This window comes from Paenibacillus selenitireducens, from assembly GCF_002021565.1.
Lineage (GTDB): Bacteria > Bacillota > Bacilli > Paenibacillales > Paenibacillaceae > Paenibacillus_K > Paenibacillus_K selenitireducens.
Genome location: NZ_MSZX01000004.1, coordinates 510,553 through 524,260, shown reverse-complemented (window position 1 = coordinate 524,260; position 13,708 = coordinate 510,553). Strand labels below are relative to the sequence as shown.

Here is a 13,708-nt window from a genome sequence, read left to right as displayed (position 1 = left end):
GTTAGCGCAATTCAGGGAAGGTATTATTACTTTTCCTCGTTCCCCTGCCCGTGCGAACCGAGTGAACGATCAGCGCACACACCGCAGCGATCAAGGTTGCAACCGCCATCGTCGCCATCGCGTAAGCGTCTCCTCCCTCTTCCTTGAACCATAGCAGCATCGCTAGGTTAATCAGTGCGTGGAACGTCGTGGCCGTCGGCAACTTAAGTCTTTTGCCGCGCAGCAGCTCTCCGAGGATGACCGAGAGACAGACGGCAAACAAGATGAACGAACTTGCGTACAGCCAGCCCTCGGCGAACACCCCCACATGCCACACGCCCCACAGCAGTCCGACGACGACAGAGGATAGTAGGACGCCCATGCGGGTCTGTAGGGCGGGCTGCAGAAAACAGCGCCAACCGATCTCTTCTCCAGCCGCTCCGATGAACTGCGCAATGACGATGATCCATATCGGGTGCGCCAGATCGAACGGATTCGTAAAGTCGATCATATGGCCGGACAATCCGTACCAGGCCAGCGCGACCACGAAAATCGCCACCACGATCAGCACTGCTTCCCCCAATTGAGCAATGCCCGCCTTCGATGATTGGAGTCCCGCCTGGCGAACAAGCCCTCGAGAGCCAGGGAGTAACCACAGAACGACAAGTACCGCCAGCATCGGCCCGAACTGCGTCAGCTGGATGATCACCACAGGGATGCCGGTAGCCGGCTGCACGATTCCAAGCAGTAGCGCGAAGACGGAAGCTAGAACATAATAAGCGAGCACGATCCCGCTCAGTCGATTGAATCTCGGACTATCGATTAACGTCATATCAAGCCACCTCGATCAGATGATTTTTCCATACCATCATATTAAGCGAAGGATCATCTCGCTAAAACAGGCTAAAGTCTCGTTATCGCCTGGACTGGAGACGGATGACGTAACCACGACTTCAACTAATCTGCCCGTTACTTCAATAAGAAAAGAGGAGCCGCATCACTGCAAGCTCCTCCGCTATCGTTCCCCGTTAGCCATCCATGCATCCTCTGCAATGCACCACAGAGCATGAAAGTTGACCCGTTCTTTCATGGTAGTTGAATTACACCCGGGCATTCTAACTCATTACTGTTAACAACACGGCGATCGTATTAAACACCCCGTGAACGATCATGCCAGGCACGACCGATCCCGTTCGTTCATAGGTCCATGCAAACACAACCCCGCTAATAAAACTCACGGGCATGACATTCATTGTGGGAAAATGCGCCAGAGAAAAGATTAGTGAACTAATCACAATCGCCCATCTCATCCCTACACGGGTCCTTAGCCAACGATATATAAATCCACGGTAAAATATCTCTTCATAGAACGGTGACACGATTCCTGCCGATACAATACCAATCATGATGGTAAATAGAGTAACATTTTGCTGCAGACTCTCTGTTTTGCTGTTCTCCACCGTATTTCCAAGAAAACTCGTTAGGTAAAAAGCCGTTACACTGAATACGAAGAGAACTAGTATCCAGAGCACAATTCTCCACCAATCTCTCGCAGGAAATCCCTTCACACCTACATCTGTCCAGGACATCTTCTTCGGTCGTAAAGCAACAAAATATAATCCTAGCAAAAGAGTGATCGCGATGGTGAGCCCTGTAAGAGTACCTGAATAAAAGGTATTCTCCAACCATTTCTCATACATTGACTGTATCGCGTATTTGATAACGAACATTACGAATACGAATTCAAGTGTGAGTAATGCAATGAACTCACGCCATGTCCACTGATCCATCTTCTTCCACATTTCCGTTCTAGTCATCCTTAATCCCTCAATCCTCTGTGATATAATGTAATGATATTAGGTGACGTTACGTCACCTGCAAGCATTTTTTTTGGGAGGAAGAAACAAAATGAATAGATGGACAACAGGACAAGTATCCAAACAGTGGAACATCTCCGTTAGAACGCTACGTTATTATGATCAAATCGGTCTCTTAACACCGAGTTATAAGGAAGATAACGGTCGCCGTTATTATTCAGAAGAAGATTTATTCACTCTCGAAAAGATAACATTTGCTTAAATCACTATCACTACCGCTTGAAGACATTCAAAATGTAATAGACAAGCTATCTTTTCGTCATATTCTGATCGCACATTATAATCAACTTCAGGAGCAGCTCACTTCTCTACAGGGCAGTATTGCAAATACTACATCTTTGATCAACATGATTGATTTAGAAGGTACACTCTCCTGGGATCGGGTTTCTCATCTTGTACAAAACGTACAACCCAACTCCAAACAGTGGATCGATTACTTCAAGGATGACGAAAGTGCATTTCTACAGACTGCACTACCGAATCTTAATAGTAATGACCAGACTTCCCAACAATATGCCTCTTTGCTGCGCCGGATTGAGTGGTGTGTACAACAATCCGTTTCACCAGAATCTGACGAAGGCTATAACATTGCCTGCGAATTAATTAAGTTATCCCACGAAACCTTTAATGGAGATGAGGAATTGATCGAGAAGTTCTGGGAAGTGAGGAAGCTACCTTCAGAGGAATCAGGACTATATCCCGTATCCGAAGAAGTGCTGAACTTTGTGGAAATCAGTATTGCCCACGCTATAGAAAAAGGAGCGGAACAGAAATAGGAGAATGAGCGAGGCGTTGCTGATTATACTTTCTTAAAAATGAGCAGGTTTCGGAAGCCTGCTCAGAAATTGATATTCAACTATACTGCCCCATTAGTTAAAGAAAAAGAGGAGTAGCTGCCGCAGCATTCTGCTCCTCTATCGTGTCCCGTTAGTGTAACTCGTTAGCTCGCTTATGCTTTAACATCCCACCGATATGGCTCGAACCAGTTGAGAGACACCTTTGTCAATGTCATTTGCAGACCATCCTAAACTCCAACCATCTTCAGAAAGGACATCTGAAACTACATATATTGCCGATGACTTGATACCTCGATATTTAGCTACGACGAACAAGCCTACAGCTTCCATTTCAACACAAATAGCACCTTGTGATCGATATTTTTTCGTTTTTCCCCACGTCTCTAAATAACCTGCATCGGTAGTCCAGTGAAGACCTTGGACAAATTGATTTCCTTGTGTTTCAAGTATATCTTTCATTTCTTTTACCAGAGTTTGGTCAGGATATATAATTTCATCATTAAAACCATAAAGCGTAGCTATGCCAGTTTCGTTAAAAGCCCCCGTCGTTATAATCAATTGACCTGGAATTAAATCGGGATTAATCCCACCGACATACCCTAGATGAATTAATTCTTCGACTCCAGCGGCAATTAAGTCTTCCGCCTGTACTGCTATTCCTGGTGAACCAATGTTTGATTTGACCAAACCTATCGCTGGGTTACTTTTGAAAATATATAATTTGCCCCCAATAGGAATGTCGGACTCAATGACCGCTTCCTGTTTAATAAATTCTTTGATAATACCAGACATCGCGATAAAAACCCGCTTAGGGCTGATTACTGTATCCAGATCTAGCCCTGCTTTTCTCAGCTCTTCACGAACTAAGAGCTTTGGATCAGTTAACACTTGCTGATCATGCATCATTCTTACCTCCATCCGCTTATCTTAGATATATCCTAGATTATATCAAAAGGAACCTAAATATCCTGCCAGTTAGCGCAGCGACGGCAGCCGATCGTTCTGGCCGGCTGCCGTCGTGTCATCATTGAACTATCGTGTCCCGTTTGTTGAACGAGCATCTCATAAATATTTTTTGAATCCCTTACTTACTGAACCGCTATATCCTTCCCTTTCAAAGAATTGATGTGCTTTTTGACGTGTAGAATTACTTAAAAGCATAATCCTATGACATTCAATTGATTTGCAGTAATCCTCAATATATTTTAAAAGTTTTTGTCCAATATTTCTGTTTCTATGATTTTCATGAACAATTACATTCTCCACTACTCCATATGGTCTAAAGCCATGTAAAGCCTGCAAACAAATATTTAACGTAACGGTACCAAATATTTCTCCATTTTCCTCGTATACAAGTAAAAAATTGTTTGGATCTCTTCTAATAGTCTCAATTTGTTCTTCAAATACATGCATTTTCTTACTGTTTGGCACTAACATTCTATAGAGATCGAATATTTGATCTTTATCTGATCTTTCAGCTTCTCGAATCATCAGATTTCGACTCCTTCATAAATTGATTAATAAATAGTATTCGTCCTCAACGGATTATTCCCTTTATTTGTAACTGACCTGCCCGTTAGCTCAATGAAGTCCGACTAAAAATATGCATAAACATGATTGTTCATTTGCTAGACCAACATCCGTGACCACACCGAAATGAACTGAGCGCATACAACTTCCCTCTAATGCAACTGATATCGACCAATCACTCTGGTCATAAAGTAAATGTGAATTAAACTTGAAATTTTTGGATGATTATAGATATACTATGTATAGTAAACTTTACATTATGTTAAATTTAATTTACAGGAGCCCTTCCTTGACCTATCAAGAAAAGAGGAGCATCTTACCATCGTGGCTCTGGAGAAGTGAAACTATTCCCCTTCTCTGGAGCTGGCCTTTCGTATCGCTCTTGCCTTCATTATGCCTTTGGAAGAGGTATTTTTTCTACAGAGAAATAATAACGGGGGTTAAAAATGAGTTCGACATAGGAGGGATACTTATTAAAGTTGTTGCTGCAACGAAATATGGGTCACCGGAAGTTCTTCGGCTTATTGAAATCGACAAACCTGTTCCCAAAGACAATGAAATATTGATAAAAGTGTATGCGACAACGATCAACGCCGGAGACAGCAGGATGCGCAGTTTTAACGTTCCCTTCGTACTCTGGCTCCCTGCTCGGATTGCACTAGGTTTGAGAAAACCGGAAAATCCGATATTAGGAATGGAACTGGCCGGAATCGTTGAATCGGTTGGCAAACATGTCACACGGTTCAAGCCAGGCGACCGGGTGTTCGGGGCGACGTCTCACGCGAATTTTGGTGCCCATGCCGAGTACAAATGTCTTTCCGAGGACGGACCAGTCCTCAACATACCGGACAATGTGACATATGAAAAAGCCGCCACTCTTTCGATTGGAGCCACAACTGCACTGTACTTTCTCAAAAAAGGTCATATTCAGTCCGGACAACAAGTTCTGATCAACGGCGCTTCGGGTAGTGTAGGGACTTTCTCTGTGCAACTTGCCAAATACTATGGGGCAGAAGTTACCGGGGTATGCAGCACTGCGAATGTTGAGCTGGTGAAATCTCTAGGAGCGGATAATGTCATTGACTACACACAAGTGGATTTTACAAGAAATGGTGAAGCATACGATATCATTTTTGACACAGTGGGCAAGAGTTCACTGTCACAATGTAAAAGTTCGTTGAAGAAAAACGGATCTTATCTTAACACTCTCCGGGGTGGGACAGCAGTAATACGGAACGAAGATTTGGATTTGCTTATTGATCTGGTAGCGACGAACCGGCTAACACCGGTTATAGATCGCTGTTATCCGCTAGAGCAGGTCGTCGAGGCGCACAGGTATGTCGATCAGGGGCATAAGAAAGGGAATGTGGTTATCACATTGGCGTAAGAAATAATTAATTATTTCTTTTATAGATATCCTTAGCAATACTATTTTGTAGATGAGTATTTCTTTTAGATGGATAATAAGGTACTCATTTTATAATGATATAACTGCTGAATTGCAAATAAAAAGAGTGATAAATCAAATGATCTATCACTCTTTTACTCTCCGTATAAGCTAACGTGTCCCGTTAGCTTCACCATTCCTCAGTTACTCAGCCAGGCATTGTAACAACATACTGTTAAATGCAAACTGGTCGTCTTTATAATCGTCAGTATATTTATTTAACATTCGAATGCCAACCGTATTAAACTGAGGCAGGATTACGCAATGGCATCCTGCTGCGCCAGTAGCATAGTACCAATCAGCTTGATGGTACCAACCGAGTATGCGCTTGGTTTGAAATTGGGCTTTTAACTTTTCTGTAAGTTCAAACACTTCTTCGATAATGAGTTGAGTGCCATCAATAACTCCGTTTTTTAGGTGTAAATATCCCCATGTGGCCAAATCTCTAGTACTCGAATACAAGTTCCGTTCATGACCATCTGTTGATTCCAGTCTAACCATGGCAAAGTTATCTGAAGTAGTGTAATCGGATACTAAATTCTGATGTGGATTGCTGGCCCATTCCGTTCCTTTCATCTCTAATGGGTTAAGGATTTTCACTTAGATATTCGGATATAACTTTACCAGTCAGTGCCTTTACAACAAAGCCTTGCACACCTTCCCGTTCGATCTGCTCCTTTCCAAAATACTTAGGTCCAGTGGCGGTTGCCAGATCGCATAATGTAAGATCTCCAAGTTCTTTTTCGCCTAGTTCATTGATGATTTTGTAAATAGGTGTATTTAAGTTGATATTATTTTCCAAAGCAGCCATAGCCATTGCTAAGCAAACATAGGTCTTTCTCGTTGAATAGATATTGAACTGGGATTGATCAGATACAGCAAGAGCCCCCTTTTTGTGATGATGGAACCCGTAATACCGTTCAAATACGATTCGGTCATTTTGTATAATCAATACCGATGATGCTGATGCTCCAAACTCCTGTTGTGCTTTATGTATATAGTTGTGTATTGGCTCAAACTTCTCATTCTCATAACATACAGGAAGATTCACTTTGCCACTCCTCACAATTAAACGTTAGGAATATATGTTCGATATATATGGAAAAATATCCTTCCCCAACTTGAGCTTTTTGAAATCTTCTCTTCACATTACGTTAAACTGCCCGTTAGCGTAACGATTAGAAGCTTATAAAAGCAGCCTCTTGAGCAATATGTTTCGTATCTCTGTGACGTCTGACACAACTGCAACTGGAATATGTTTGGTGGACGGTGAAAGTCCCTTTCCATTAACCCAAATAGCTTCCATCCCAATTTCCATTGGACCAACAACATCGTGAGTCCAAGAATCTCCAATAAAGAGGGTCTCATTCGGTTCTTTACCAAAGTGCTTCAATGCGACTAAATAAATTTCTGGATCTGGTTTTCTATATCCTAAATGCTCTGCATGGAATATTGTGTCTTCGCTAAACACTTCCGATAATCCCATTTGGCGAATTTTCATTCTAGAATCATATAGCCCATTTGTAACAATTCCAACATCATAATGTCTTTTCAATTCATTTAATAAACTTGTGACTGACTTATTTATTTCAATATAAGCCATACTTGTTTTAAAGAAGAGTGTATCAAACTGATCTATGACTTCCACATCAGGGTGTAAGTTAAAATGGGTAAACGCATGTCTCCATCTAGCCCTCTTAAATTCCGTTGGAGTTAGTTCTCTACTTTTAAATCGCTCCAACAAAGAGTTCGGGACCTGCATCACTTGCTCAAGGAATAAAGATGCGTCAAGATATCTTGTAACAGAATGCATGCCAAGAGTCTGAATTAATCCAACGCTAAACCAAGATGAATTATTAAGAAGCGTGTCATCCAGGTCAAATAAGAGCAAACTATACTTACTCATTCTCCTCCCACCTTATCCCTTGAATCAGTAACGATTCCCCCTACTTTAACATCTCATACTGTCTAAAGACTCAGGGGTCGTTGTCGATTGGTGAGGCTGCCGATCTATCTCGCAGCAGCCTCGTAGTATATCACCGGTCTTGATTATCGGTGGGCAAGTTATACGCTACTACACGATGATACACGCTATACTTTTTCCGTCTCATTCCTCCACGATTGCGACCGGACGGGCCCAGCCGGCACTCGCCATTTCTACTTTAATCGGAAAGCAGCAGACTTTAAAGCCAAACGGCTTCGGAATTTTCTCCAAATTGGCCAGCTTTTCGATCTGGCAATATTCCCGGTCCTTGCCGACATAATGTGCTGCCCACAGAACGCCTTCCCTCGGCTGCTTTTTATACGCTTCGGCCTGCAGGTTGAGCGGAATATCCCAGCCCCAGCCGTCAGTACCGACTACCTTGACGCCTTGGTCCAGAAGCCACAGCGTAGCATCAGCCGATACCCCGGCATGAAGGAACGCATAATGTTCGTGGTACAACCGTTTGTCCGCATCGCTCCGGATGAGAACGATATCTAGCGGTTTCAGTGTATACTCGATCCGTTTCAGCTCGGCGATCAGGTCGTCCGTCGTAATCTCGTAACCCGGCGGCTTCGCACTGAAATCGAGCACTACGCCGTCGGAATAAAACCATTCGAGCGGCAGTTCGTCAATCGTTCTTGCCTGCTTCCCTTCCGAAGTCGGCCAGTAGTGCCACGGTGCGTCGACATGAGTACCCGCATGCGTATTCAGCGTCACCATTTCCGTCGCCCATGCCTTGCTTTCCGGAAAATCCTCCTGCTTGAGGCCAAGTGCCGCCGCCGCTTGCAGCGCCCCGTCTTCATGGGTCGCATACTCGATCTTCGCCGGCAGCGGCTCGCGGATGCGTGGACTAATAGGCACACTCAAGTCAATAAGCTTCATCATGTATTCCCCTTCCCTTGTCTCCCAATTCATGCATATTATACTAAATTGACCCAAATACCGATAGATCACCGTCGCGTGCTATGGCATCCTTTCGAGCAGTGAGTCTTCGCGCGACGCTCTACCGATGGTGTGTGATCTCAGTTTTCCTTGACGCCGTTTTTTATTACGCATGTGCTGTTTAGTTGAACAGAAATGATTGCTGAAATGATTGCTTCGAATGAATCAAATATTGTAAAAAACCGTTTTACCGTTTAGGAAAGGTTTGCAAAAATGTTCAATCAGACCTGGGATATTTTTATGTATCCACATATGCTTATCTTTATTACTTACGAGAAATGCGTAGTATGCAGCTATCGCCAAAAACATAAAGCTCTCTAGTTGCTCAATGTCTATTTTTCTGGAAATAATACTCGTGTAGCCGGAAATTAGGGCATCTCGCAATTTGTTCTCGGTCAATAGGGCACCCATAGCGACGTCCATCGCGTAATATCCAAACCCTGATAAACCAAAGTCAATGAATGAAATCCCTCTTGATGTGTGGATTAAGTTACTATAGTTGATGTCGGCATGGATGAATCCCCATGTTTCAATCGATTTGCTCAATACTTTCATACGATCGTCTATCAACGAAAACGTATTTTCAAGAATATGAAAATCTCCCGTGGTAATAATACCCATTTCTTCACCTGATCGCAATTTGGTCAACACGCTATTTGTCCACTCCATCCCGTATTCGGGTCGCATAAAACTTGGACCATGTTGAAAACTCTGCGAAAACTGATGCAAATATGCAATACGCGTCCCCAAGGTACTAACTGTCCCCTCACTGTTCAAATCTTGCTTAGACATGGTTTCCCCAAAAATCCATTTTAAGACTGAACAATGCACTTCTTCGTGTTCAATGACAACGGTTGTTACCAGTTCACCGTTTAGATTTGAAACAGGGATTTGAACAGGTAATTCGGAATGAGACGACCAAGCTAACAGATATTCTAGTTCCGATTGAATAGCCTCGCGTGTATTATGCACACCCTGCATGTTTTTTGTAATAGGTTTATGCATTCGCAACAAGTAAGTATCTTCAGATCCCTTTTCTGTTACTTTGTATGTAATGTTTTCATTATGACGAATCAATTCCACGGTAGGGTCAATAAAAGAATACTTCAGTAAGACTTCCTTAAAACACTTCGTATAATCCATAGAATATCACCCCATAGAGTTGTTTTTATATAAGCCACAATACCATAATATAGGGGATGTTATCTTTGCTATTTTTCATAATAGTCTTGTCCTCTAAAACCGTTAAAGACAGACAAAAGTCCACAAAGATGAACCCGTTCTTGATCGATCATTTCTTTGCCATATGCTTGTATAAACCGTTTGGGATTGTAATCACTCTTTAAATTATGTTGTAATGACCATAGCCCCCAGAAAATATCATAATGGCGATCACCTACGCCACCATACCCTACATCAACATATCCATTCAATTTAAAATCGTAAAGGATTATGTTAGGTAAGCAATAGTCCCCATGAATAACTACTTTATGTTCGTTGGCATTTCTGTTCAAAGACATCATATCTCGATAAGCGGTTTCGATGCTTGTATATCCCATATACCGAAGAAGTCCCTTCTCGGCCCTGCCCTCAAGATAGTTTTCTTCCGCTCGAATAACCATTTCCTCTATTCCGTTTATACTAGGACAGCCCTCTTTTCGGACTCGATGCAAGTTTACAAGACTTTCTGCAAATACTTCAGATAAACGATTAGGCTGTTTAACATATTCATCACTTGTTGCATCCGAACCCATAATTCGGTTTGTAATAAGATAATCCCTTGTAGCATCAGAAGTGGAGTGCAATACTCTTGGACATGCCCCGTGATTATATAGATAATCCGTCATCAGAGCTTCACACTGCATCTGTCCTTTTGGAGTCACTTTTAGAAAAATATCGTATGTAGGTTTTTCAATGTGATACACAGATGATCTGACTTTATTCTTAATGACTGTCACTACTGCATCTCTTAAGTATCCCTGTACTTCATCGGGAAATGTCTCGTAAATGGCTGATTCATTTTTTAGATTCACTTATTTAGGTTCACTTCCTTATTTTTATATTTTTTGGCATATTTATTATTAAATAATTCGTATCTTATATACTATTTTCCTCCTGACATGGCTCTGTTGCCCGCACTATTCTGCGCGTTACTTCAACAAAAGAAATAGGAGCTGCTCATAGCAAACTCCTACATTTTCGTATCCCGTTAGATGAATAATATGTCTCTTACATGTACCATAGCAGTTCCGACTTCATAGGCACGCCATTTTTATTGGATTTCCTGATAACAGTCCAAGTTCCATCTTCTCTCTTTACCGTTATGACAACATTTGTCCCGTTGCTCTTTTTGTAAACGATGTATCCATAATTATCCTTGATAAAAGTAAAGGGATTAAGCACGTTTTTATATCCTCCCGTTACTTTAGGTTGGAGATCCTGTTCAATAATTTGTTTGTTGATCTCAACAAGTGATTGTAGTTCTTTTTGTTTTTCCGAAGCGTAGAGTAATTGTCCGTACTCGAATTCCTTATACAAGGTAAAATCTATACCGAACGTTTTTTGAATGTCTTGAATAACTCGATTTTTAAAGGCACTAATTTTACTTTCCCACTTGTCTCCCTTGTGTTTAAAATCAGTCACAGTTACTTTGCCTAAATCAATCTCAAATGTAATGAAGTCTTTTCCATAAGGAGGATTGTGGGCATGTTCAAAGGTATCTAATTTTACTCTAACCAAGAAGTGATATTTTTCATTATTCTCATCAATATGGCTAACTTCTGTAATTATTTCATTCATGAATTGCTTTCGTACCCCATAATAATTTGTAATTGCTTCAAATACATTAGGATACAACACAGCAAATAATGAGTCTTTAAGAACCTGTTCTGTTGTGATATTTGTTTTCTGAACCTTTATTTCATTCGGGGTCGTTGATTTAGTGATATTGCCTTGTACTATACCTAAAAAAAGTACCACAGCCACTAGAAAATGTGTTCGCATAAATTCACCGTTCATGTTTTCCCAGTATTATTCCGTTGAAGGTAAACTTTATTCAACATTATTAGTTTCATTAAAATGTGTATTAAAAATATCAATAAATTCATTTTTTACAATGTAAAACTTCCTTCTATAAAACAAAGTAGCCACATCCTTTCTAATTGCCTATCCTATTTATTTCAGTGTAATTAACCCTCTACCTGAGCCACGATCACTTTAACCCCAAGCGCTTGAATTCGTTCAATAGCTTCAGGATCCGCGTCCTCGTCCGTAATCAACAAATCTAAATCCTCAATCCGCCCAGCCTTTGCAAACCCTTCGTTGCCAAGGGAATGGTGTGTCGCAATTCCAATACGGCGGCGGGACACAGCGGACACCGCTCGCCCGAATGCCCCTACTTCAGGAGTAGCTACAAATATCCCTTCTTCCGAGATACCGCCTCCAGTGACGAAACTAACATCAAATTTGAATTGACGAATAAATTCATTTGCAAGCACATCGGTCATATTTCCAGATGACTTTACTCGACCACCTATCAAGTAGGTTTCAATCCATTGCCTTTCCCTTAATACGTCGGCTACCCGCATGCTGTTTGTAACTATTGTAAGTGGCATTTGGTCGGGAAGATTCTTAAGTAGCCCATAGGATAAAGAACCGCTGCCGATAAATACAGTATCGTTTTCTCGAATATACGATACAGCCAATTTAGTAATCGCATTACCTTGCGGAGTTCCTTCGCTGTATCGTATTTCTGGGGGCTGAGGGGCCATTCGAACTTTCATGGATGGTATCGCACCACCGTGGGTTTTTTTCAGCAATCCCTGTTCCTCCATAATGGAAAGATCACGCCTGATCGAATCGATTGAAACCTGGAACTTCTCCGCCAAATCTTTGGCCATTACACGCTTTTCTTCGTTCAGTAACACTAAGATCTTCTCCCGACGTTCTTCGGCAAACATACCTGCATCTTCCTTCACCATGCATTAATCCTCCTGTATTTTCATCTATTACTCTAGAGTGATTCAATTATATCCAATTTTATGCTGTTTTGTGAAGTGTTTTTGAATAAATGTTTTCATTTTTGTGCTGTTTTATTAAGTTATTTTCATTTTAGAATTCACCAGTGGTATAACCCAGTAAAATGAAACAAGACCGCCTGTGCGGTCCTTGGAATTTTTGAACAATTAATGCGTAGGATATTTCGCCTTTGCTTGACGCCTGCAACAATATAATAAAATGGCTATGTTAATCCTCGATGTTGATTTTCAGCAAAAATAGAACCGCCCAGCAAAGGGCGGTTTATTAAGCTATCGTTCTCCGATAGTTTAATCCTTAGAGGAATCAAGTTCCTCTGATGAAGGTGGCTCAAAAATTTGTATCCATTCTTTAAGTTTTGCTTTTGGTATGAAAAAAGTTCCTTCTGTACGCATATCATTTCTAGCTTTTAGACGTTCAAATAACACTTCTTCAGGCACATCAACAAAATGAATTTTAAAGTCAGCCCCTAAGTTTTTGGCTCTAGAACGAAACTCGTCTCGTTGACTTCGAACCCAGCATCCAAAATCCAGAATTACATCAACACCAAGAACTAAAACTCTAGCCGCCACATCCCACATTAGGGATTCCACTGAATCATGTCTAGAACCATGCTTAGCTTCGTCAGATTCCGTCATGTTATCCCCGAAATCATGCCCAAATAATCTGATATGCCATTCATCGGGAGTAAGGCGAAGTGCGGAGTATTTCGTTTCAAGTTGTCGAGCCAGAGTAGTCTTACCGCTACAAGGGAGACCAACCATTAAATGAAGTGTCGCCACGTGATTCCACCTCCTTATATAAACGGATATTTACAGATTGTTTTGCATTAATCTGCCTGATAGCTCAACAGTAAGCCATCCGTCGAAGTCTGGCGTTCGTATCTTTCACAGAAAACAGGCATGAAGATACCAACATGTTCTTCTTATTCGACGTTGTGTTCTCATAGTCCTTGCTGTCAAGGTAGCGGAACCACGCCAAATAATGCTCCAAATACTTGGTTGCAACTCCATTGAAGCGATCCATCCATTTTTTCAGACGGCTGTGGTAGCTGTTGACGTTCTGGATAGGGTAATCAGCTCCGAGCCATATGATGACCCTAACTATAGAACAAACG

Annotated in this window: 14 protein-coding genes and 3 pseudogenes; 2 read left to right on the top strand and 15 right to left on the bottom strand. The window is 41.7% G+C overall.

The genetic code is table 11. The features are described from left to right. Nucleotide 1: 1 nt before the first annotated feature. Both BVG16_RS13040 and BVG16_RS13035 read right to left on the bottom strand, forming a co-directional pair. Complete coding sequence (locus tag BVG16_RS13040) at nt 2-811, bottom strand: CPBP family intramembrane glutamic endopeptidase (RefSeq protein WP_078499088.1); 810 nt, start codon at nt 809-811, stop codon at nt 2-4. 283 nt (nt 812-1,094) lie between these two features. Then, complete coding sequence (locus BVG16_RS13035) at nt 1,095-1,796, bottom strand: CPBP family intramembrane glutamic endopeptidase (RefSeq protein WP_078499087.1); 702 nt, start codon at nt 1,794-1,796, stop codon at nt 1,095-1,097. Between the two features lie 91 nt (nt 1,797-1,887). Between BVG16_RS13035 and BVG16_RS13030 the strand changes: the two are divergent. After that, nucleotides 1,888-2,632: pseudogene (locus tag BVG16_RS13030) on the top strand (MerR family transcriptional regulator). 180 nt (nt 2,633-2,812) lie between these two features. Here the strand turns inward: BVG16_RS13030 and BVG16_RS13025 are convergent. Both BVG16_RS13025 and BVG16_RS13020 read right to left on the bottom strand, forming a co-directional pair. After that, nucleotides 2,813-3,559 (bottom strand): nucleoside phosphorylase, encoded by a 747-nt coding sequence (locus BVG16_RS13025; RefSeq protein ID WP_158081689.1) that lies wholly within the window; start codon nt 3,557-3,559, stop codon nt 2,813-2,815. Between the two features lie 156 nt (nt 3,560-3,715). Continuing rightward, nucleotides 3,716-4,144, bottom strand: coding sequence for a GNAT family N-acetyltransferase (locus tag BVG16_RS13020; RefSeq protein WP_078499085.1), 429 nt, complete (start codon nt 4,142-4,144; stop codon nt 3,716-3,718). 511 nt (nt 4,145-4,655) lie between these two features. Between BVG16_RS13020 and BVG16_RS13015 the strand changes: the two genes are divergently transcribed. Further along, on the top strand, nt 4,656-5,570 hold the full coding sequence (locus BVG16_RS13015) for an NAD(P)-dependent alcohol dehydrogenase (RefSeq protein ID WP_078499122.1): 915 nt from the start codon (nt 4,656-4,658) through the stop codon (nt 5,568-5,570). A gap of 204 nt (nt 5,571-5,774) precedes the next feature. Here BVG16_RS13015 and BVG16_RS13010 read toward each other — a convergent pair whose 3' ends face one another. From BVG16_RS13010 to BVG16_RS33345, 11 genes and pseudogenes are all read right to left on the bottom strand, one after another. Further along, nucleotides 5,775-6,206 (bottom strand): serine hydrolase family protein, encoded by a 432-nt coding sequence (locus BVG16_RS13010; protein WP_144027369.1) that lies wholly within the window; start codon nt 6,204-6,206, stop codon nt 5,775-5,777. A 10-nt stretch (nt 6,207-6,216) separates the two neighbouring features. Beyond that, a complete protein-coding gene (locus tag BVG16_RS13005) occupies nt 6,217-6,681 on the bottom strand; it encodes a serine hydrolase domain-containing protein (RefSeq protein WP_158081688.1) in 465 nt (154 codons plus the stop codon). Nucleotides 6,682-6,816: 135 nt separating this feature from the next. Then, on the bottom strand, nt 6,817-7,536 hold the full coding sequence (locus BVG16_RS13000) for an HAD family hydrolase (RefSeq protein WP_078499082.1): 720 nt from the start codon (nt 7,534-7,536) through the stop codon (nt 6,817-6,819). A 201-nt stretch (nt 7,537-7,737) separates the two neighbouring features. Continuing rightward, nucleotides 7,738-8,496 carry a cyclase family protein gene (locus BVG16_RS12995; RefSeq protein ID WP_144027382.1) on the bottom strand — a complete coding sequence of 253 codons (759 nt, stop codon included), beginning with the start codon at nt 8,494-8,496 and terminating at the stop codon, nt 7,738-7,740. A gap of 225 nt (nt 8,497-8,721) precedes the next feature. Further along, the gene (locus BVG16_RS12990) at nt 8,722-9,699 is read right to left on the bottom strand and encodes a phosphotransferase enzyme family protein (RefSeq protein WP_078499080.1); all 978 of its coding nucleotides are present in this window, start codon (nt 9,697-9,699) and stop codon (nt 8,722-8,724) included. 68 nt (nt 9,700-9,767) lie between these two features. Further along, nucleotides 9,768-10,589, bottom strand: coding sequence for an aminoglycoside 3'-phosphotransferase (locus BVG16_RS12985; protein WP_078499079.1), 822 nt, complete (start codon nt 10,587-10,589; stop codon nt 9,768-9,770). Nucleotides 10,590-10,785: 196 nt separating this feature from the next. Beyond that, nucleotides 10,786-11,574 carry a DUF3888 domain-containing protein gene (locus BVG16_RS12980; RefSeq protein ID WP_078499078.1) on the bottom strand — a complete coding sequence of 263 codons (789 nt, stop codon included), beginning with the start codon at nt 11,572-11,574 and terminating at the stop codon, nt 10,786-10,788. Between the two features lie 45 nt (nt 11,575-11,619). After that, a pseudogene (locus BVG16_RS12975) lies at nt 11,620-11,697 on the bottom strand (NIPSNAP family protein); the annotation flags it as partial. A 47-nt stretch (nt 11,698-11,744) separates the two neighbouring features. Beyond that, nucleotides 11,745-12,515 carry a DeoR/GlpR family DNA-binding transcription regulator gene (locus BVG16_RS12970; RefSeq protein ID WP_078499121.1) on the bottom strand — a complete coding sequence of 257 codons (771 nt, stop codon included), beginning with the start codon at nt 12,513-12,515 and terminating at the stop codon, nt 11,745-11,747. 366 nt (nt 12,516-12,881) lie between these two features. Further along, nucleotides 12,882-13,373 carry an AAA family ATPase gene (locus BVG16_RS12965; protein WP_198957456.1) on the bottom strand — a complete coding sequence of 164 codons (492 nt, stop codon included), beginning with the start codon at nt 13,371-13,373 and terminating at the stop codon, nt 12,882-12,884. Between the two features lie 64 nt (nt 13,374-13,437). Beyond that, nucleotides 13,438-13,665 (bottom strand): annotated as a pseudogene (locus BVG16_RS33345) (IS1595 family transposase); the annotation flags it as partial. Nucleotides 13,666-13,708 lie beyond the last annotated feature (43 nt).